The sequence below is a fragment of the Pseudonocardia benzenivorans CB1190 genome, assembly GCF_000196675.2.
In the GTDB taxonomy this organism is placed as follows: domain Bacteria; phylum Actinomycetota; class Actinomycetes; order Mycobacteriales; family Pseudonocardiaceae; genus Pseudonocardia; species Pseudonocardia benzenivorans.
The window spans coordinates 3,644,698-3,664,050 of record NC_015312.1; the positions used below are offsets into that span (position 1 = coordinate 3,644,698).

The 19,353-nt window shown below is 74.6% G+C and carries 18 protein-coding genes; 7 read left to right on the top strand and 11 right to left on the bottom strand.

Features of this window, described 5'->3' with window-relative positions; all coding sequences use genetic code 11:
- Positions 1 to 4: 4 nt before the first annotated feature.
- The 6 genes from PSED_RS17160 to purT all read left to right on the top strand — a co-directional run bounded on the left by PSED_RS17160 (position 5) and on the right by purT (position 7,127).
- Complete coding sequence (locus tag PSED_RS17160) at positions 5 to 1,516, top strand: glucose-6-phosphate isomerase (protein ID WP_013675517.1); 1,512 nt, start codon at positions 5 to 7, stop codon at positions 1,514 to 1,516.
- Positions 1,517 to 1,602: 86 nt separating this feature from the next.
- Positions 1,603 to 3,171 carry a glucose-6-phosphate dehydrogenase gene (gene zwf, locus PSED_RS17165; protein WP_013675518.1) on the top strand — a complete coding sequence of 523 codons (1,569 nt, stop codon included), beginning with the start codon at positions 1,603 to 1,605 and terminating at the stop codon, positions 3,169 to 3,171.
- Between the two features lie 28 nt (positions 3,172 to 3,199).
- On the top strand, positions 3,200 to 4,153 hold the full coding sequence (opcA, locus tag PSED_RS17170) for a glucose-6-phosphate dehydrogenase assembly protein OpcA (protein WP_013675519.1): 954 nt from the start codon (positions 3,200 to 3,202) through the stop codon (positions 4,151 to 4,153).
- Between the two features lie 48 nt (positions 4,154 to 4,201).
- Positions 4,202 to 4,984 carry a 6-phosphogluconolactonase gene (pgl, locus tag PSED_RS17175; RefSeq protein ID WP_013675520.1) on the top strand — a complete coding sequence of 261 codons (783 nt, stop codon included), beginning with the start codon at positions 4,202 to 4,204 and terminating at the stop codon, positions 4,982 to 4,984.
- A gap of 126 nt (positions 4,985 to 5,110) precedes the next feature.
- The gene (locus PSED_RS17180; protein ID WP_041759760.1) at positions 5,111 to 5,506 is read left to right on the top strand and encodes a hypothetical protein; all 396 of its coding nucleotides are present in this window, start codon (positions 5,111 to 5,113) and stop codon (positions 5,504 to 5,506) included.
- Positions 5,507 to 5,897: 391 nt separating this feature from the next.
- Positions 5,898 to 7,127: a formate-dependent phosphoribosylglycinamide formyltransferase gene (gene purT / locus PSED_RS17185; protein ID WP_041761471.1), complete on the top strand. Its 1,230-nt coding sequence runs from the start codon at positions 5,898 to 5,900 to the stop codon at positions 7,125 to 7,127.
- Between the two features lie 11 nt (positions 7,128 to 7,138).
- On the opposite strand, the gene PSED_RS17190 is transcribed toward purT, so the two are convergent.
- From PSED_RS17190 to uvrC, 10 genes are all read right to left on the bottom strand, one after another.
- Positions 7,139 to 7,933: a class I SAM-dependent methyltransferase gene (locus PSED_RS17190; RefSeq protein WP_013675523.1), complete on the bottom strand. Its 795-nt coding sequence runs from the start codon at positions 7,931 to 7,933 to the stop codon at positions 7,139 to 7,141.
- 74 nt (positions 7,934 to 8,007) lie between these two features.
- Positions 8,008 to 8,349: an RNA polymerase-binding protein RbpA gene (locus tag PSED_RS17195; protein ID WP_041761474.1), complete on the bottom strand. Its 342-nt coding sequence runs from the start codon at positions 8,347 to 8,349 to the stop codon at positions 8,008 to 8,010.
- A 43-nt stretch (positions 8,350 to 8,392) separates the two neighbouring features.
- Positions 8,393 to 8,626 (bottom strand): preprotein translocase subunit SecG, encoded by a 234-nt coding sequence (secG, locus tag PSED_RS17200; protein WP_013675525.1) that lies wholly within the window; start codon positions 8,624 to 8,626, stop codon positions 8,393 to 8,395.
- Between the two features lie 412 nt (positions 8,627 to 9,038).
- Positions 9,039 to 9,851, bottom strand: coding sequence for a triose-phosphate isomerase (tpiA, locus tag PSED_RS17205; protein ID WP_013675526.1), 813 nt, complete (start codon positions 9,849 to 9,851; stop codon positions 9,039 to 9,041).
- Between the two features lie 55 nt (positions 9,852 to 9,906).
- On the bottom strand, positions 9,907 to 11,085 hold the full coding sequence (locus PSED_RS17210) for a phosphoglycerate kinase (protein ID WP_013675527.1): 1,179 nt from the start codon (positions 11,083 to 11,085) through the stop codon (positions 9,907 to 9,909).
- Entirely contained in the window at positions 11,082 to 12,095 is a 1,014-nt protein-coding gene (gene gap / locus PSED_RS17215) for a type I glyceraldehyde-3-phosphate dehydrogenase (RefSeq protein WP_013675528.1), read from the bottom strand. The genes PSED_RS17210 and gap overlap by 4 nt, the downstream gene beginning before the upstream one ends.
- Positions 12,096 to 12,215: 120 nt before the next feature.
- Positions 12,216 to 13,199 (bottom strand): DNA-binding protein WhiA, encoded by a 984-nt coding sequence (gene whiA, locus PSED_RS17220; RefSeq protein ID WP_013675529.1) that lies wholly within the window; start codon positions 13,197 to 13,199, stop codon positions 12,216 to 12,218.
- An 84-nt stretch (positions 13,200 to 13,283) separates the two neighbouring features.
- The gene (locus PSED_RS17225; RefSeq protein ID WP_041761476.1) at positions 13,284 to 14,372 is read right to left on the bottom strand and encodes a gluconeogenesis factor YvcK family protein; all 1,089 of its coding nucleotides are present in this window, start codon (positions 14,370 to 14,372) and stop codon (positions 13,284 to 13,286) included.
- Between the two features lie 31 nt (positions 14,373 to 14,403).
- Positions 14,404 to 15,261 carry an RNase adapter RapZ gene (gene rapZ, locus PSED_RS17230; RefSeq protein ID WP_041761478.1) on the bottom strand — a complete coding sequence of 286 codons (858 nt, stop codon included), beginning with the start codon at positions 15,259 to 15,261 and terminating at the stop codon, positions 14,404 to 14,406.
- Between the two features lie 32 nt (positions 15,262 to 15,293).
- On the bottom strand, positions 15,294 to 17,522 hold the full coding sequence (gene uvrC, locus PSED_RS17235) for an excinuclease ABC subunit UvrC (RefSeq protein WP_013675532.1): 2,229 nt from the start codon (positions 17,520 to 17,522) through the stop codon (positions 15,294 to 15,296).
- A 136-nt stretch (positions 17,523 to 17,658) separates the two neighbouring features.
- On the opposite strand from uvrC, the gene PSED_RS17240 reads away from it, so the two are divergent.
- The gene (locus PSED_RS17240) at positions 17,659 to 18,366 is read left to right on the top strand and encodes a DUF2786 domain-containing protein (protein ID WP_013675533.1); all 708 of its coding nucleotides are present in this window, start codon (positions 17,659 to 17,661) and stop codon (positions 18,364 to 18,366) included.
- Between the two features lie 14 nt (positions 18,367 to 18,380).
- On the opposite strand, the gene PSED_RS17245 is transcribed toward PSED_RS17240, so the two are convergent.
- A complete protein-coding gene (locus PSED_RS17245; protein WP_013675534.1) occupies positions 18,381 to 19,103 on the bottom strand; it encodes an HAD family hydrolase in 723 nt (240 codons plus the stop codon).
- Positions 19,104 to 19,353 lie beyond the last annotated feature (250 nt).

The following is a 19,353-nucleotide window of genomic DNA, read 5'->3' on the forward strand; positions in this document are numbered from 1 at the left end:
GGCGATGGCACTCCTCGACCCCGCCGACGGACCGCTCGCCGCCGACGCCGCGCTCGTCGCGGCGCGGCTGGCCGGTGAGACCGTCGCGTCACGGATCGGGGACGGTGACCCGAGCGTGTGGGGGCGCGCCGCCACCGACGCGCTCGGCTGGGCCGCCCTGCCGCGGACGTCCCGGCCGCTGCTCGGGCAGGTGGCGGGGCTGCGTGAGCGGTTCCGGGTCGACGGGGCTCGTCGCGTGGTGCTCGTCACCGCGCCCGGGCTCGCGCACGGCGCCGACCTGCTCGCGCGGGCCGCGGGTGCGCCGCTGACGGTCCTCGACTCGGCCGATCCGGGCGCGGTCGCCGACGCGCTGGCCGGGGACATGGCGACGACCGTGCTGGTCGTCGTCGACCCGATGGGCGATCCGGACGGCCCCGCGGCGGCGGTGGCCCGGGTGCTGGCCGACGCGATCCGCGAGGAGGGCGTCGAGCCCGCGGGGCGCACCGTCGCCGTCACCGAGCCGGGGTCTCCGCTCGACGGCCCGGCCCGCGCGGCCGGGGCCACCGTCGTGACGTGCGAGCGCGACGTCCCGGCCCGCTTCGGCACCCTCGGCGCCGCGGGGCTGGTCGCCGCCGGGCTCGCGGGCGCCGACCTCGAGGAGATCCTCGCCGACGCGGCCGGCGCCGTGGACGCCGTCGTCGCGGACGCGGCCGAGAACCCCGCGCTGGAGCTTGCCGGCCTGCTGACGGCAGGGTCCGGCCCCCTGCGCATCGCGGCCGGCACCGGGCCGGACGGGCTGGCCGGGTGGGTCGAGCACCTCGTCGGCGGGTCGACCGGCGGGCTCGGACCGTTGCCGCTGGTCGGCGACCCGTGGCCCGGTGCGGGCGGCAGCGGGCGGGTGCTGTCCCTGCAGCGCGACGAGACGTTCTTCGCCACCCGCGGCGGCGTCGGCGCGCAGGTCGCGCTCTGGCAGCACGCCGTCGCCGTCGCGGCCCGGGTGCTGGGCGCCGACCCGTTCGCGGGCGGGATCGCCCCGGCCCTGGCCGAGGGCACCCCGGCGGCGCTGCCGTGCGTCGGGGTCGACGGGGACGTCGAGATCAGGGCGGCGGGCGACTGGCTGCCCGACGGCACCACCAGCGTGGCCGACGCGCTGCGGGCCCTCGCGGCCCGCGCCGAGGGCACGCTCGCCGTCGAGGCCTGGCTCGACCCGGTGGACGACGCCTCGGCCGCCGTGCTGCGCCCCGAGCTGGCCCGTCGGACCGGGCTGCTCACCACGTTCGGCTGGGCACCCCGGGGGCACGACGGGCTGGGCCGCCACCATCGCGACGCGCCGGGCGCCGCGTTCTGCGTCGTCACCGGCGAGAGCGAGCATGATCGTGCGGTGCCGGGCGGTGGGACCCTCGCCGACCTGGTCGCGGCCCAGGTCGGTGCCGACGCCGCCGACCTGGTCGCCCGCGGCCGACCGGTGCTCGGCCTGCACCTGCGCGACCGGCTCGGCGGGCTCGTCACGGTCGCGCGCGCCGTCGAACAGCTGTGAGGATCATCGACGACCACACCGGCACCCGCCGCGACACCCATCCGGCCCCGGGCCGGCGAACCGCCTCGGATGCGAGGAGAACGGGGATGACACCGATGCCGACGGGCAGAACCGCCGGTCAACTGGCGGACGGCTGGACCAACCCACTGCGCGACCCCCGCGACAAACGGCTCCCCCGCATCGCCGGCCCCTGCGGACTGGTGATCTTCGGTGTCACGGGCGACCTGTCCCGAAAGAAGCTCATGCCGGCGATCTACGACCTCGCCAACCGCGGGCTGCTGCCACCGGGCTTCGCACTCGTCGGGTTCGCGCGGCGCGACTGGGCCGCCGACGACTTCGGCGACGTCGTGCTCAAGGCGGTGCGCGAGCATGCCCGCACCCCGTTCCGGCAGGAGGTGTGGGACAAGCTCGCCGAGGGCTTCCGCTTCGTGCAGGGCAGCTTCGACGACGACCACGCGTTCGACCAGCTCGCCCGCACCCTGCACGATCTCGACCGGGTCCGCGGCACCGGCGGCAACCACGCCTTCTACCTCTCGATCCCGCCCTCGGCGTTCCCCGTCGTCTGCAAGCAGCTGGCGCGCTCGGGGCTGTCGGCGCAGGACGGCGACCAGTGGCGCCGCGTCGTCATCGAGAAGCCGTTCGGGCACGACCTGGGCTCGGCGATCGAGCTCAACGAGATCGTCAACGAGGTGTTCCCCGAGGACTCGGTGTTCCGCATCGACCACTACCTCGGCAAGGAGACCGTCCAGAACGTCCTGGCGCTGCGCTTCGCCAACCAGCTGTTCGAGCCCATCTGGAACAGCCACTACGTCGACCACGTGCAGATCACCATGGCCGAGGACATCGGCCTCGGCGGGCGCGCCGGCTACTACGACGGCATCGGGGCCGCCCGCGACGTCATCCAGAACCACCTGCTGCAGCTGCTCGCGTTCACGGCGATGGAGGAGCCGGTCTCCTTCTCCTCCGACGAGCTGCGGGCCGAGAAGATCAAGGTGCTCAACGCGACGCGCCTCGTCGGCCCGCTCGAGGAGACCACCGCGCGCGGCCAGTACACCGGCGGGTGGCAGGGCGGGGAGAAGGTCGTCGGGCTCAAGGAGGAGGAGGGCTACGACCCCGAGTCGCGCACCGAGACCTTCGCCGCGATCACCGTCGAGGTCGACACCCGCCGCTGGGCGGGCGTGCCGTTCTACCTGCGCACGGGCAAGCGGCTGGGTCGTCGCGTCACCGAGATCGCGGTGATCTTCAAGCGGGCCCCGCACCTGCCGTTCGACGCGACGATGACCGAGGAGCTCGGGCAGAACGCACTGGTCGTGCGGGTGCAGCCCGACGAGGGCGTCACGATGCGGTTCGGGTCCAAGGTGCCGGGCAGCCAGATGGAGGTCCGCGACGTCACGATGGACTTCGGCTACGGCACCGCCTTCACCGAGGCCTCCCCCGAGGCGTACGAGCGGCTGATCCTCGACGTGCTGCTCGGCGAACCCTCGCTGTTCCCGGTGAACCAGGAGGTCGAGCGCTCCTGGCAGATCCTCGACCCCGTCCTCGAGGCGTGGGCCGCCCGCGAGGACGGCCCCGACCCGTACCCCGCCGGCAGCTGGGGCCCGGACTCCGCCAACCGCATGCTCGCCCGCACCGGACGCACCTGGCGGCGGCCGTGACCGTCCCACCCTCCACGAGGAGCCCGCGATGATCGTCGATCTGCCGTCGAGCACCACCTCGGCGGTCAACCGCAAGCTCGTCGAGCTCCGCGAGGCCGGCGGCGTCATGGCGCTCGGCCGGGTGCTGACCCTCGTCATCGTCACCGACGACGGCGGGTCCGCCGAGCAGGCCATCGAGGCCGCCAACGCCGCGAGCCGCGAGCACCCGTGCCGCGTCCTCGTCATCGCCCGCGGCTCCCGGCAGGCCGCGGCCCGCCTCGACGCCCAGATCCGCGTCGGCGGCGACGCGGGTGCGAGCGAGGTCGTCGTCCTGCGCGGCTACGGCCCGCTCGCCTCCGAGGACGCCGGCGCCGGCATGGTCGTGCCGCTGCTGCTGCCCGACGCGCCCGTCGTCGCCTGGTGGCCCGCCGACGCCCCGGCCGTCCCCTCCGACGACCCGATCGGCAGGCTCGCCCAGCGTCGCATCACCGACGCGCTCTCGGCCCGCAACCCGACGAAGGCCTTCGAGCAGCGCCGGTCCGGGCACGTCGCCGGCGACAGCGACCTCACCTGGACCCGGCTCACGCACTGGCGTGCGCTGCTCGCGACGGCCCTCGACAACCCGCCGCACGAGCCCGTCACCGGTGCCGTCGTCGCCGGCGAGGCCGTGTCGCCCTCGACCGACCTGCTGGCCGGCTGGCTCGCCGTCCGGCTCGGGGTGAAGGTCAAGCGCTCACCCTCGACCGCGGGCGGCGGCGGGATGTCGTCGGTGCAGCTCGCACGCCGCTCCGGCAGTATCGAGCTGCTGCGGCCCGACGGTCGCACCGCGACGTTGCGCCAGCCCGGGCAGCCCGACCGGATGATCGTGCTCAGCCGCCGCGGGGTCCCCGACTGCCTGGCCGAGGAGCTGCGCAGGCTCGACCCCGACGAGATCTACGGCGAGGCGCTCGCCGGGATCGGGCTGGTCTCGCGGGGCCGCTCGCCCGTCAACCTCGTCCCCTGACCGTCCCCGCACCCCGTCCTCACCCGTCGCGCGCGAGAGGGAGTCCCCATGGCGTCCGAACCGGACATCGTCGTCCACCGCAGTCCCGACGTGCTGGCCGCCGCGGTCGCGGCCCGCCTCGTGACCCGGCTGGTCGACCTGCAGTCCGCCGGCCGGGTGCCGCGGCTCGGGCTCACCGGCGGCGGGATCGGGATCGCGCTGCTCGAGCAGCTGCGCACCGGTCCGGCCCGCGACGCCGTCGACTGGTCACAGGTGGAGTTCTTCTGGGGCGACGAGCGGTTCCTGCCCCGCGGGCACGCCGACCGCAACGAGACCCAGGCCCGCGAGGCGCTGCTCGACCACGTCGCCGTCGACCCGGCCAAGATCTTCGCCATGGGCGCCGACACCGGTACCGGGCCGGCGGGCGCCGAGGACGCCGCCCAGGCCTACGCCGACATGCTGGCGAGCCGGGCCGCCCCCGAGGACCACGGTCCGATGCCGACGCTCGACGTCCTGCTCCTGGGCATGGGTCCCGAGGGGCACACCGCGTCGATCTTCCCGCACTCCCCCGCCGTCTACGAGACCGAACGCACCGTCGTCGCGGTGCACAACTGTCCCAAGCCCCCACCCACCCGCGTCTCGCTGACGCTGCCCGCGATCCGCAGCGCGGACCAGGTCTGGGTGGTGACGACGGGCGAGCCGAAGGCCGCCGCGGTCGCGATGGCCCTGACCGGTGCCGGGGAGGTCGCGATCCCGGTCGCCGGGGTCCGCGGCCGCAGCCGGACGCGGTGGCTGCTCGACCGGGCCGCCGCCTCGAAGCTGCCGCGCGACCTCGTCCCGCCGATCGCCTGACGGTCCGGCGAGCGCGGTGTTCCCATGTGACGGGTTTTGTGGTCGTGACCGTGTTCCTGCGGGGACGGGGCTCCTGCGGGGACGGTGTTCCTGTGGTGACGGTCCTCTTGTGGTGACGGTCCTCTTGTGACGGTGCTCGTGGTCGACGGCGCCAACGTCGTCGGGTCCCGGCCCGACGGGTGGTGGCGCGACCGGGCCGGCGCTGCCGCGCGGTTGGCGACGCGGCTCGGCGCGGCCTCGGCGGCCGGGCTGCTGGACCCGCTCGGAGCGCCGTCGCGGGTGGTGCTCGTCGTCGAGGGCGCGGCGCGCGCTGCCGAGGTGGAGCCGGTCGCGGGGCTCTCGCTGCTGCGCGCTCCCGCCGACGGCGACGCCGCGATCGTCGACCTCGTCGGCGAGCTGGTCGCCGGGGGTGAGAGGGTCCTCGTCGTCACCGCCGACCGCGGGCTGCGCTCGCGCGTGACCGAGGCCGGTGGCGAGGTCGTCGGGCCCGGGGTGCTGCTGCGCGCGCTCGACGCGCTCTGACGCCGGCGCCGACGTGGGCTACGACGTGGGCTGCCGACGTGGGCGGCCGGCGTGGGCTGCGCCGCGAGTGTGTGCCGACCCCGAGCGCAACCTCATCGTCGGACTCCGGCCCCAGCAGAACAGCACGGTTGCGCCCGATCCCGAGCGCAACCCCACCGTCGAACTCCGGCCCCAGCAGAGCAGCACGGTTGCGCCCGACCCCCCGAGCGCAACCCCACGGTCGCGCTCCAGCCGCAGGAGGGCCAGCACGGTTGCGCCCGATCCCGAGCGCAACCACAGCGTCGACGGCCGGCGACCGGCGAGCAGTGGGGTTGCCGGCGGTCGGGACGCGTCGCACCGTGCGTCCGGGCCGGGGAGGTCGGCGCCGGGACCAGGACATATCGTGATCGTCATGACGCCCGGACCCGTCCGCATCGGCACCCCGAACAGCCCCGGCGCCACGCGCGTGCTGCTGCTGGGAGCGGGTGAGCTCGGCAAGGAGGTCGTCATCGCGCTGCAGCGGCTGGGCGTCGAGGTCATCGCCGTCGACCGGTACGACGGCGCGCCCGGCCAGCAGGTCGCGCACCGCGCCCACACGATCGACATGACCGACGCCGCCGCTCTCACCGCGCTGGTCGAGGCGGAGCGCCCGGACCTGGTCATCCCCGAGATCGAGGCGATCGCCACCGACGCGCTGGCCGCGCTGGAGGCGGCGGGGACGACGACCGTCATCCCGACGGCCCGCGCCACCCGCCTGACGATGGACCGCGAGGGCATCCGCCGGCTCGCCGCCGAGGAGCTCGGGCTGCCCACCTCGCCCTACGCCTTCGCCGACTCCCTCGACGAGCTGCGCGCCGCGGTCGAGGGCTCCGCCGACGGCCCCGGGATCGGCTACCCGTGCGTGGTCAAGCCCGTGATGTCGTCGTCGGGCAAGGGACAGTCGGTCCTGCGCTCGGCCGCCGACCTCGACCACGCCTGGGAGTACGCGATGGCGGGCGGGCGCGTGGCCAGGGCCCGGGTGATCGTCGAAGGGTTCGTGGCCTTCGACTACGAGATCACGCTGCTCACCGTGCGCGCCAGCACCACCGACGGCGGCACCGCGACGTCGTTCTGCGCCCCGATCGGTCACCTGCAGCGCGACGGCGACTACGTGGAGTCCTGGCAGCCCCAGCCGATGAGCGACGCCGCGCTCGCCGAGGCCCGGCGGATCGCGGGTGCGGTCACCGCGAACCTCGGCGGGCGCGGCGTGTTCGGCGTGGAGCTGTTCGTCGCGGGCGACCGGGTGCTGTTCTCCGAGGTCTCGCCCCGCCCGCACGACACGGGGCTCGTCACGCTCGCGACCCAACGGCTCTCGGAGTTCGAGCTGCACGCGCGTGCCGTGCTCGGCCTGCCCGTCGACGTCACGCTGCTGAGCCCGGGCGCGTCGGCCGTCGTCTACGGCGGCGTGGACGCCACGGGCATCGCGTTCGAGGGTGTCGCCGACGCACTCGCGGTCCCCGGCACCGACGTGCGGCTGTTCGGCAAGCCGGAGAGCTTCGTGCGCCGCCGGATGGGCGTCGCCGTCGCCGTCGGCGACGACGTGGCTCAGGCCCGCGAGCGGGCGACGACGGCCGCGTCCCTGGTCCGCCCGGTCACGGCCTGAGCGCGCCCCCGTCAGCCGGTGATGCGGACGACGACCTGCTCGTCGGCGACCGTGTAGGCCTCCCAGGCGAACGCGCAGCCGGTGGCCTCGACGAACTCACGCCACGCCCTGGCCTCGTGGTCGGGCCAGCCGGGGTAGTTGAAGAACTCGTCGAAGACGACGACGCTGCCCGGCCGCAGCCGGGGTCCGACGCACTCGAGCACGGTGGCCGTCGAGCTGTACAGGTCGGCGTCGAGATGCAGGAGGTCGACGGGCCCGGGGTGCTCGGCGAGGAACCCGGGCAGGGTGTCGGCGAACAGCCCGACCACGATCTGCGCGCCCGCGACCTCCGGCGGGCCGGCGACGTCGTCGAACGTGCCGGTACGGAAACCGGGCCGCCACGTCTCCGGCAGGCCGGTGAAGGAGTCGAAGCCGTACACCGCCCCACCGGGCCGGGCGTCGGCGATCCGGCTCAGCGTGCCCCCCGAGTACACCCCGAACTCCAGCGCCAGCCCGCCGGTCGGGGCGAGCTCCAGTGCCCGGTCGAGGGTGGCCGCGGCGTCGGGCAGCGCGACGGCATCGCCCATCCGGGACTCCACGAACGCGGACGTCGACGCGGCGGCGGCGCGCTCGCCCGCCGCGACCAGGTCACGACGGGAGCGTCGTTCGACGGCGTGGATCTCGTCGACCACGCGGTCGCCCTCCGCCCGCACGAGCGCGGCGAGCTCCGCACGCAGCTGCGCGACCTCGGCGCGCAGCAGCGCGGTCTGCTCGTCGCACCGCTGGGCGACGACCTCGTCGACCGCCTCGATCAGCTTGGCGCGCACGGCCTCACGGACCCGACGACGTCGTGGTCCCCGGGACACCGCCCCGATGAACCGTGCTGGCGACCGGACGAGGATCAGAGCTCGCGGGAGGCCCGCAGGCGGCTGAGCGCCTCGTCGAGGATCGCGGCGCCGTCGGCGTCGCTGCGGCGCTCCTTCACGTAGGCCAGGTGCGTCTTGTACGGCTCGTTGCGCGGTGCGGCGGGCGGGCTGGTGTGGTCACGGCCGGCGGGCAGGCCGCAGCGGGGGCAGTCCCAGGTCTCCGGGATCTCCGCGTCGGCGGCGAACGACGGGCGCGTCTCGTGCCCTGTCGCGCAGAAGTAGGCGACCCTGACCCGCGGTGCCGTCTCGCCCCGCTCCGACTCCCCCATCGGTCCGGCCCCGACACGCGTACCGCGGATCGCGTTGCCACCTGACATCGCCATGTCTCCCGTACTCCTTCCGCCCTGCGCCCGGGCTCTCTCAGCCGATCTTGACGAGCACGCCGGTACCGACGATCGCGATCAGCCAGATCGCCGCGGTGAACAACGTCAACCGGTCGAGGTTCTTCTCGACGACACTCGACCCGGACAGGCTCGACTGGACGCCGCCGCCGAAGAGGCTCGAGAGCCCGCCGCCGCGACCGCGGTGCAGCAGGATGAGCAGCACCAGCACCACGCTGGAGACGATCAGGACAATGTCCAGGGCGAGCTTCATCCCATCCTCATTCACATCGGGGTCCACCAGGCTACCCGCCGGTCCGTGGAACCAGTCCCGGAGGGCCCGGTGCGCCTCGAGGCGCCGGTAGGGGTGTGCTCGCAGCCCGCCCCGCAGGTGTTACGCAGCGCAGTCGCACCTGCGGCGCACTCGCACCCCCGGCGCAGTCGGACACCAGGCGCAGTCGGACACCGGGCGCAGTCGGACACCCGGGCGCGGTCGGGTACACGGCGCGGTCGGGTTGACGGCGCGGTCGGGTTGACGGCGCGGTCGGGTACACGGCGCAGCCGGCCCGCAGCCCGCACACCCGGCGCCTGGCCCGGCGCCGGTAACGGGTCCCGGAACGCCGGCGGGGCGGCACCGGACGGTCACCCGCCCGATACCGCCCCGCCCGAGCCGGTGCAGCCGCCGCTCAGGGCAGCGGGCCGCCCGCGGCGATCGCGCACAGCTTGGCGAACTCGTCGGGGTCGAGGCTCGCCCCGCCGACCAGCGCGCCGTCGACGTCGGGCTCGGCCACGATCTCGCCGACGTTGCCCGACTTCACCGAGCCGCCGTAGAGCACGCGCGCGGACCCGGCCACGGTGTCGCCGTAGAGCTTCCCGAGCGTGCCGCGCACGGCGGCACACACCTCCTGGGCGTCGCCCGCGCCGGCGACCCGGCCCGTGCCGATCGCCCAGATCGGCTCGTACGCGACGACGAGCGTCGCCGCCTGCTCGGGGGTGACCTTCTCGAGCGCGGCGCTGAGCTGCGTCGTGCAGTGGCCGACGTGCTCGCCGGCCTCGCGCACGTCGAGTCCCTCCCCGACACACAGGATGGGCGTGATGCCGCTGGCGAACGCCGCGCGCACCTTCGCGTTGACGACCGCATCGTCCTCGTGGTGGTACGCGCGCCGCTCGGAGTGCCCGACGACGACGTAGCGGCACATGAGCTTGGCCAGCATCGGACCCGAGACGTCCCCGGTGTAGGCACCGGACTCGTGGGGCGAGATGTCCTGCGCGCCGTGGGTCATCAGCAGCCCGTCGCCGTCGATCACGGTCTGGACGCTGCGGATCGCGGTGAACGGCGGGAGCACCGCCACCTCGACCTTGGCGTAGTACTTCTCCGGCAGCCCGTAGGCGAGCTTCTGCAGGAAGGCGATGGCCTCGAGGTGTGTGAGGTTCATCTTCCAGTTGCCGGCGATGAGCGGCTTGCGGCCGCTCGTCGGGGTCCCAGCGGACGGGGTCACTGTCATCCTCGTGTTCGGTGTTCCGGGCGTTCGGGCCGCCCTGGCGGGTCGGCGGTCAGCGATCGAGGACGGAGAGGCCGGGCAGCGCCTTGCCCTCCAGGTACTCCAGGGACGCGCCGCCGCCGGTGGAGATGTGGGAGAACCCGTCCTCGGGCAGGCCCAGGGCGCGCACCGCGGCCGCGGAGTCACCCCCGCCGACGACGCTGAACGCCCCGGCGGCGGTGGCGTCGACGATCGCCTGCGCGACGCCGCGGGTGCCCTTGGCGAACGGCGCCATCTCGAACACGCCCATCGGGCCGTTCCAGAAGACGGTCCTGGCCCCGGAGAGCGCCTCGCCGAACGCGGCCACCGTGTCGGGTCCGACGTCGAGCCCCAGCCAGCCGTCGGGGATCGCGTCGACGGCGACGGTGCGCACCTGCCCGTCGGCGGCGAACCGGTCGGCGACCACGACGTCGACGGGCAGGAGGATCTTGCCCGACTCCAGCAGCTTGCGGGCGTTGCCGATCTGGTCGGACTCGAGCAGCGACGCACCGACCCCGTAGCCCTGCGCGGCGAGGAACGTGAAGCACATCCCGCCGCCGACGAGCAGGCTGTCGACGCGCGGGAGCAGCGCCTCGATGACGGCCAGCTTGTCGGAGACCTTGGAGCCGCCCAGGACGACGCTGTACGGGCGCGCGGGGTCCTCGGTGAGCCTGCGCAGCACCTCGACCTCGGCCTGCACGAGCCCGCCCGCGTACGACGGGAGGTCCTGCGCGACGTCGTACACCGACGCCTGCTTGCGGTGCACGACGCCGAACCCGTCGGAGACGAAGGCGCCGTCGTCGCCGGCGATGGCGACCAGCTCGTCGGCCAGGCCGGCGCGCTCGTCGTCGTCCTTGCTGGTCTCGCGCGGGTCGAACCTGATGTTCTCGACGAGCACGACGTCACCCGCGGCCATGTTCGGCACGGCGTCGAGCGGTACGAGCTTGACCGGCGCGCCGAGCAGCTCACTGAGCCGCGACGCGACGGGCGCGAGCGAGAGGGCCGGGTCCGGCCCGCCCTTCGGCCGGCCCAGGTGCGCCGTGATCACGACGATCGCCCCGGCTCCGGAGAGCTCCGAGATCGTGGGGACCGACGCGCGGATGCGGCCGTCGTCGGTGATCCGGTCGCCGTCGAGCGGGACGTTGAGGTCGGAGCGGACCAGCACGGTCCGGCCCTCGACCCCCTCGTCCAGGAGGTCATCGAGCGTCTTCACAGCTTCGAGGCGACGAGCGCGGTGATGTCGGCCAGCCGGTTCGAGTAGCCCCACTCGTTGTCGTACCAGCCGACGACCTTGACCTGGTTGCCGATGACCTTGGTCAGGCCCGCGTCGTAGATCGTCGAGTGCGGGTCGGTGACGATGTCCGACGACACGATCGGGTCCTCGGTGTACTTGAGGATGCCCTTGAGCGGACCCTCGGCAGCGGCCCTGAACGCCGCGTTGATCTCCTCGGCCGAGGCCTCCTTGCGGACCTCGACGGTCAGGTCGGTCGCCGAGCCGGTGGGGATCGGCACCCGCAGCGCGTAGCCGTCGAGCTTGCCCTTGAGGTGCGGCAGCACCAGCGAGATCGCCTTGGCCGCACCCGTCGACGTCGGGACGATGTTCAGCGCGGCCGCCCGGGCCCGGCGGAGATCCTTGTGCGGGCCGTCCTGCAGGTTCTGGTCCTGGGTGTAGGCGTGGATCGTGGTCATCAGACCCTTCTCGATCCCCAGCAGGTCGTCCAGCACCTTCGCCAGCGGGGCGAGGCAGTTCGTCGTGCACGAGGCGTTCGAGATGATGGTCTGGCTGCCGTCGTACTGGTCGTCGTTGACGCCCTTGACGATCGTGATGTCCTCGCCGGTGGCCGGCGCGGAGATGACGACCTTCTTGGCCCCGGCGTCGAGGTGCTTCGCGGCCCCCTCGCGCTTGGTGAAGATGCCGGTGGACTCCACGACGACGTCGACGCCCAGGTCCTTCCACGGCAGCTGCGCGGGGTCGCGCTCGGCGAGCGCCTTCAGCGGCTTGCCGTCGACGACGATGTCGTCGCCCGAGGTGCTGACCTCGTAGGGCAGCCGGCCCAGGATCGAGTCGTACTTCAGCAGGTGCGCGAGCGTCGCGTTGTCGGTGAGGTCGTTCACCGCGACGATCTCGATGTCACTGGTGCCGGCGGCGCGCTGGGCGTCCACCGCCCGCCAGAAGTTGCGGCCGATCCGACCGAAGCCGTTCACGCCGACGCGAACCGTCACGAGTACCTCCCGAGGATGGAATTCAGGCGAACCTGACCGCCAGACTAGCGTCCGCGTCCTGGCCCGGGCGCACCCTGGTCGGAATCGATTCATGGCCCGCCACCTGCGGCGGACCCCCGGTCAGGCGTCCTCGAGCATCTCCGGTGTGACCGCCGACTCCGTGTCGGGGATCCCCAGGTCGGCGGCGCGCTTGTCGGCCATGTGCAGCAGCCTGCGGATCCGGCCGGCCACGGCGTCCTTGGTCATCGGCGGATCGGCGAGCTGGCCCAGCTCCTCCAGGGACGCCTGGGTGTGCTCGGCGCGCAGCTTGCCCGCGGCCAGCAGGTGCTGCGGCACGTCGTCACCCAGGATCTCCAGCGCCCGGCTGACCCGCGCCGCCGCGGCGACGGCCGCGCGCGCCGACCGGCGCAGGTTGGCGTCGTCGAAGTTGGCGAGCCGGTTGGCGGTCGCCCGGACCTCGCGGCGCATCCGCCGCTCCTCCCAGGCCAGCACCGACGAGTGCGCACCCATGCGGGTCAGCAGCGCGCTGATCGCGTCGCCGTCGCGGACGACGACGCGGTCGGCTCCGCGGACCTCGCGGGCCTTCGCCGTGACGCCGAGCCTGCGGGCGGCGCCGACGAGCGCGAGCGCCGCCTCCGGGCCGGGGCAGGTCACCTCCAGCGCGGACGAGCGGCCCGGCTCGGTGAGCGACCCGTGCGCGAGGAACGCGCCGCGCCAGGCGGCCTCGGCGTCGGACACGTCACCGGACACGACGGGCGGCGGCAGCCCCCGGACGGGACGGCCACGGGCGTCGAGCAGCCCCGTCTGCCGAGCCAGCCCCTCCCCGTCGCGCACCACCCTGATGACGTAGCGCGCGCTGCGACGCAGCCCGCCCGCCGTGATGACGTGCGCCTCGCACTGGTGCCCGTACAGGTCGTGGATCTCGCGGCGCAGCCGGCGCGCGACCGAGCCCGTGTCCACCTCCGCCTCGATCACGACGCGGCCGCCGACGATGTGCAGCCCGCCCGCGAACCGGAGCAGGGACGCCACCTCGGCCCGCCGGCACGACGGCTTCGTGACCGAGAGCCTGCTCAGCTCGTCCTTCACCGCGGCCGTCATCGCCATCGGGGACACCTCCTGCCGTCGCCTGGGACCGGACACGACCGTGCCGGGCCGCACGCTGCCGGGCTGCACTGGGTGCACACCACCTCAGGTCCTCCTCTCGACTGCTCCGGCCGCGGCGCGTCCCGTGCCGACCAGCACGGATCGCAATGCCGCGGCCAGTGCCGCCGGGTCGTGCCGTGGGACCGCGGGATCGTCCGCGGCCACGGGGGCCAGGTGCACCGTCCCGTCCGGGACGAGCATGGTGCGGGCGGCCCGCCGGAGCCGGTCGGGGACCGGAACCGCGGCCCGGTCCGCGAGCACGGCGTGCACGCGAAGGGCGGGAGCGTGCTGCGAGAGTACGTCGAGGTGCTGTTCGGGCGAGAACCCGGCGGTCTCCCCCGGCTGCGGCGCCAGGTTGAGCACCACGACCCGGCGGGCCGCGGTGGTCAGCAGGGCCTCCCGCAAGCCCGGCACGAGCAGGTGCGGCAGCACGCTGGTGAACCACGATCCGGGGCCGAGCAGCACGACGTCGGCCTCGCGCACCGCGGCCACCGCCTCGCGGCAGGGCGTGGGGTCGGTCGGACGCAGCCACACCCGGCGCACGCGCCCGGGCGTCGACGCGACGGCCACCTGGCCGCGGATCAGCCGGACCGCGGCGGGATCGTCGTCGAGGCCGGTGACCTGGGCCTCGATCGTCAACGGGTCGCAGCTCATCGGCAGCACCCGGCCACGGGCGCCCAGCAGCGCGCCCATCCGGTCGAGCGCGGTCACCGCGTCGCCGGTGACGTCCATCAGCCCGGCGAGCACGAGGTTGCCGACGGCGTGCCCGGCGAGCGCGCCGTTGCCGCCGAAGCGGTGCTGCACGACGCGCACCCACAGGTCGTCACCGGCATCGTGCACAGCGGCGGCATCGTGCGCGGCGGCGTGGCCGGTCTCTCGACCGGGTTCCTCGCCCGGTGCCGCGACGGTCGTGGCGCCGTTCTCCGGCGCGACGGGCGCGGCCAGCGCGCACAGCGCCATCCGCAGGTCGCCCGGCGGCAGGGAGCCGAGCTCGCGGCGCAGCCTGCCCGACGACCCGCCGTCGTCGGCGACGGTGACCACGGCCGTGATCCGGTCGATGACGTCGCCGAGCAGGCGGAGCGCGCTGAGGGTGGCGTGCAGCCCGTGCCCGCCCCCCAGCGCGACGGCCCGCAGGCCGCCTCCGTCTCGCTCGCTCACCGTGTGCTCACTCGCGTCCCAGGTCCCGGTGCGACACGTTCACCACGACGTGCTCGGCCCCCGCCAGCCGCCGCGCCAGCTCCTCGCTGATCGCGACGCTACGGTGTTTGCCGCCGGTGCACCCGACGGAGACCGTGAGATAGCGCTTGCCCTCGCGGCGGTAGCCCGCCCCGATCAGCGCGAGCAGGTCCAGGTAGCGGTCGATGAACTCCTCCGCGCCCTCCTGGCTCAGCACGTAGTCGCGCACCGCCGCGTCGCGCCCGGTGAAGTCGCGCAGCTCGGGGATCCAGTGCGGGTTGGGCAGGAACCGCACGTCGACGACCAGGTCGGAGTCCATCGGCAGGCCGTACTTGTAGCCGAAGGACAGCACCGTCACCCGCGTCGCGGGCGAGAGCTCGTCGCCGAACGTCCGCTCCAGCGTGGCGCGCAGCAGCGGCACCGACATCGTCGAGGTGTCGACGACCAGGTCCGCGTCCTCGCGCAGCGGCCGCAGCAGCTCGCGCTCCGCGGCGATGCCGTCGGACAGCCGTCCGTCGCCCTGCATCGGGTGGCTGCGCCGGACCTGCTCGAAGCGCCGGACCAGCACCGCGTCGGTCGCCTCCAGGAACAGCACCCGCGGCTTGTAGCCCCTGGCGTCGAGATCCTTGATCACCGCGCCGAGGTCGTCGGTGAACGCGCGGCTGCGCACGTCCATGACGACGGCGATGCGGGTGATCTCGCCCCGGGCCCGGGCACCCAGGTCGACCATGGTCGCGATCAGCTCGGGCGGGAGGTTGTCGACGACGAACCAGCCCAGGTCCTCCAGCACCTTGGCCGCCGTACTGCGGCCGGCCCCGGACAGGCCGCTGACCAGCGCGACCTCGATACCCGCCGGCGCCGTGTCCCGCCGGTCCGCGGTCACGACGACTCCCCGTGGGCAGCGGTCGCGGCGGTGCTCGGGAGCACGCCACCCACGGCGGCGCCGGGGTCCGCGGCGGCGCCGGGGGCGTCCGGCGCCCCGCCCGCGGGCGTGGTGGGCTGCGCGTCGCCCGCGGGGGCCTCGCCGTGCAGCGCCGCGACCACGGCCGCGGCCGTCCGCCTGCCGAAACCCGGCACCGCGGCGATCTCGTCGACACCGGCGGCCCGCAGCTTGCGCACGGAACCGAACTGCTTGAGCAACGCCTGGCGCCGCGAGGGGCCCAGCCCCGGTACGGCGTCGAGCTCGGAGGCCACCATGCCCTTGGAACGACGCTGGCGGTGGTAGGTGATGGCGAAGCGGTGCGCCTCGTCCCGGATCCGCTGGAGCAGGTACAGCCCCTCCGAGGTCCGGGACATGATCACCGGATCGGGGTCGGCGGGCAGCCAGACCTCCTCCAGGCGCTTGGCCAGCCCGCACACCGCCACGTCGTCGATCCCGAGCTCGCCGAGCACCTGCGCGGCGGCCTCGACCTGAGGGGGGCCGCCGTCGACGACGAGGAGGTTCGGCGCGTACGCGAACTTCCGCGGCCGTCCGGTGTGCGGGTCGATGCCCGTTCGGACGGTCGCGGACGGGGCACTCACCGTGGCGCTGATGTCGAGGGGTTCGGCGGAGTCCACGGCCGCGTTACGGGTGCGTGGCTCCTCGTCGCCCACCGGATGGCCGTCCGCCGCCGACCCGTCGGCGACGACCGCCGGGCGACCGTTCGCCGCACCACCGCCGGGGTCGACGGCCGTCTCCACGGCGGTCTCCGCCAGGTAGCGCCGGAACCGGCGGCGCACGACCTCCGCGATCGCCGCCACGTCGCCGCCGTCGGCGCCGCCCTTGATCTCGAAGCGCCGGTAGTCGGACTTGCGCGCGAGCCCGTCCTCGAACACGACGAGCGACGCGACCACGTCGGTCCCCTGGACGTGGCTGACGTCGATGCACTCCATGCGCAACGGCGCCGACTCCAGCTCCAGCGCGTCCTGGATCTCCTGCAGCGCCGCCGACCGGGCCGTGAGGTCGCCCGCCCGGCGCAGCTTGTGCCGCGCGAACGCCTCCGAGGCGTTGCGCGCCACCGTCTCCGCGAGCGCGCGCTTGTCGCCGCGGCGCGGCACCCGCAGCTGGACCCGGGACCCGCGCAGCCCGGAGAGCCACTCGGCGAGCGCCTCGGCGTCCGGCGGCAGCTCCGGCACGAGGATCTCGCGGGGCACCGGCTGGTGCGCGTCGTCGGCCGACCCGGCCAGCGCCGCCTGCTCGCCGTAGAACTGGCTGACGAACCGGCCGACCAGCTGCGAGGTGTCGGTCGGCTCGACCTTGTCGATCACCCAGCCGCGCTGCCCGCGCACCCGACCGCCACGGACGTGGAAGACCTGCACCGCGGCCTCCAGGTCGTCCTCGGCGAACGCGACGACGTCGGCGTCGGTCCCGTCGCCCAGCACGACGGCCTGCTTCTCCATCGCCCGGCGCAGCGCCCCGATGTCGTCGCGCAGCCGGGCGGCCTTCTCGAACTCCAGTGCCCCGGCGGCGTCCTCCATCCGTCGCTCGAGCTCGCGGACCATCCGGTCGGTGCGGCCGGCGAGGAAGTCGCAGAAGTCGTCGACGATCGTGCGGTGCTCGTCGGCGGTCACGGTGCCGACGCACGGCGCGCTGCACTTGTCGATGTAGCCGAGCAGGCAGGGCCTGCCGATCTGGCCGTGCCGGCGGAACACCCCCGCGCTGCAGGTCCGGGCCGGGAAGACGCGCAGCAGCATGTCGAGCGTCTCGCGGATCGCCCACGCGTGGGCGTAGGGCCCGAAGTAGCGCACGCCCTTGCGCCGGGGACCGCGGTAGACGTGCAGCCGCGGGAACTCCTCGTTCAGCGTCACCGCCAGGACCGGGTAGGTCTTGTCGTCGCGGTAGCGGACGTTGAACCGCGGGTCGAACTCCTTGATCCAGTTGTACTCGAGCTGGAGCGCCTCGACCTCGGTGCGGACGACGGTCCACTCCACGGCGGCCGCGGTCGTCACCATCTGCCGGGTCCGCGGGTGCAGCCCGGCGACGTCGGCGAAGTAGGAGTTGAGCCGGCTGCGCAGGCTCTTCGCCTTTCCGACGTAGATGACCCGGCCGCGGGGGTCGGAGAAGCGGTAGACGCCGGGCGCCTCCGGGATGGAACCCGGGGCGGGGCGATACGTGGCAGGGTCCGGCATGGCCTCCCCAGCGTAGAACCGCCGGCCGGGCGGGGCTCACCGGCTGGTGCCGCCCGGTTCTGTCGGGGCCGGGTGATAAGACTCCGTCCGGGTCGAACATGGGTTCGATCGCTCCGCGCGAGTCCCGGGGGGACGGATGGCCGACACGCTCGACCGGATCCGCAAGCTGCTGGCCAAGGCCGAACGCGCCGGCACCGAGGCGGAGGCCCGCGTATACACCGCGAAGGCGGCCGAGCTGTCCGCCCGGCACGGGGTCGACGCCGCGCTGCTCGCCGCGGCCCGCCCGGGCGCAGATCCGGTGGGCTGTACGCGGGTCGAGCTCTGCGAGCCCTACAGCGGCGGCAAGGCGCGCCTGCTGGGCTGGACGGCGTCGGCGCTGCGGTGCCGGTGGGTGCTGCACCCGGCGGGCCGGGGCCGGGTGCGCGCGGTGACGGTCGTCGGGCACGCGGTCGACCGCGACCGGGTGGGGCTGCTCTACGAGTCGCTGGTCGTGCAGGCCACCCGCGAGCTTGCGCGGTGTCGTCCGCCCGACCCGGGCGAGTCCGTCGCGGCGTACCGGCGGTCGTGGCTGCTGGGCTTCGCGGCGCGCGTGCACGAGCGCCTGCTCGCGGCCGAACGGTCCGCCGTGGCGCGGGCCGCGGCCGGTCCGGCGCCCGGCGGACGCACCGCCGCGCTGGTGCTCGCCGACCGTGGCGCCGCCGTCGACCGGGCGTTCGCCGCGGCCTTCCCCGACCTCGGCACGGCCCGGCGGCCGCGCCGGTCCGGGTCCGGCTTCGGGGCGGGCGTCCTCGCCGGGTCCCGTGCCGACCTCGGCCGGGGCCGGCTGGCCGCGGAACCGCGGTGAGCGTGCCGGCCGGGTCAGCCCGGCAGCGCGAGGAGCGCCTCCACGACCTGGTCGAGCCGCTCGCCCCGGACGTGCGGCTGTTCCATGGTCGCCGGGACGCGGCCCTCGCCGCGGCAGACGAGGCCGGTGAGCAGCCCGGCGCGCGCCGCCCCGTGGATGTCCCAGGCGTGCACGCTGACCAGCGCCGTCCGCGCGGGCTCGGCGTGGGCCGTCCGGCAGCCGTGGTGGTAGGCACCGGCGGCCGGGCGCAGCCGGGCGAGGTCGTCGACGGAGATCGTGCCGCGCAGGTACGTCCGCAGCCCGGAGCGGTCGAGCGCGTCCGACAGCACCCGCTCGTTGCCGTAGCCGAACGCGTAGACAGAGACCTTCGCCCGGGCCAAGGCCATCAACGCGTACTCGGCGTCGGGCTGCGGCGGGAGCGCGGAGAACCCGGCCATGACGTGGTCGAGCGCGTCCTCGGAGAGCGTGTGGCCGGTCGTCGCGCGCAGTGCCTCGCGCACGTACGAGCCGAACGACCCGTCGGCGCCCGCCATGCTGAACGCGATGCCGTCACGCATCGCGCGGGCGAGGAACACGTCGCACTCGAGCTCCGGACGACCGACGTCGACGAAGCGCTCGCGGAGCACGCCGACGCGCAGGGTGGTGTCGTAGACGTCGAGCAACACGGCGCGCGGCCGGGCCGCGGGGGCGCGGCCGCTCGCGGGGACGGAGGATGCACCGGATGTCGGGCCGGCCATCGGACGCGGTCTCCTCCCGTTCACGGTGCCGAGCCGGACGTCCGAGAACCGTACCGGGCCGGTCACGCACCGTCATGCTCTCCCGTGCTGATCATCCTCGGGAGTGGCGCGCGCGCCGGGGCGCCCGGCGGCGGGCGGTGAGCGCCGACCTGCGCCGCCCGACTCCGCCCGTTCGATGCTCGCCCGGTCGCACCGCACCTCGCCGACGCTCCGACCCACGTGGCCGATTCGCGCCCGCCCGACACTGTGC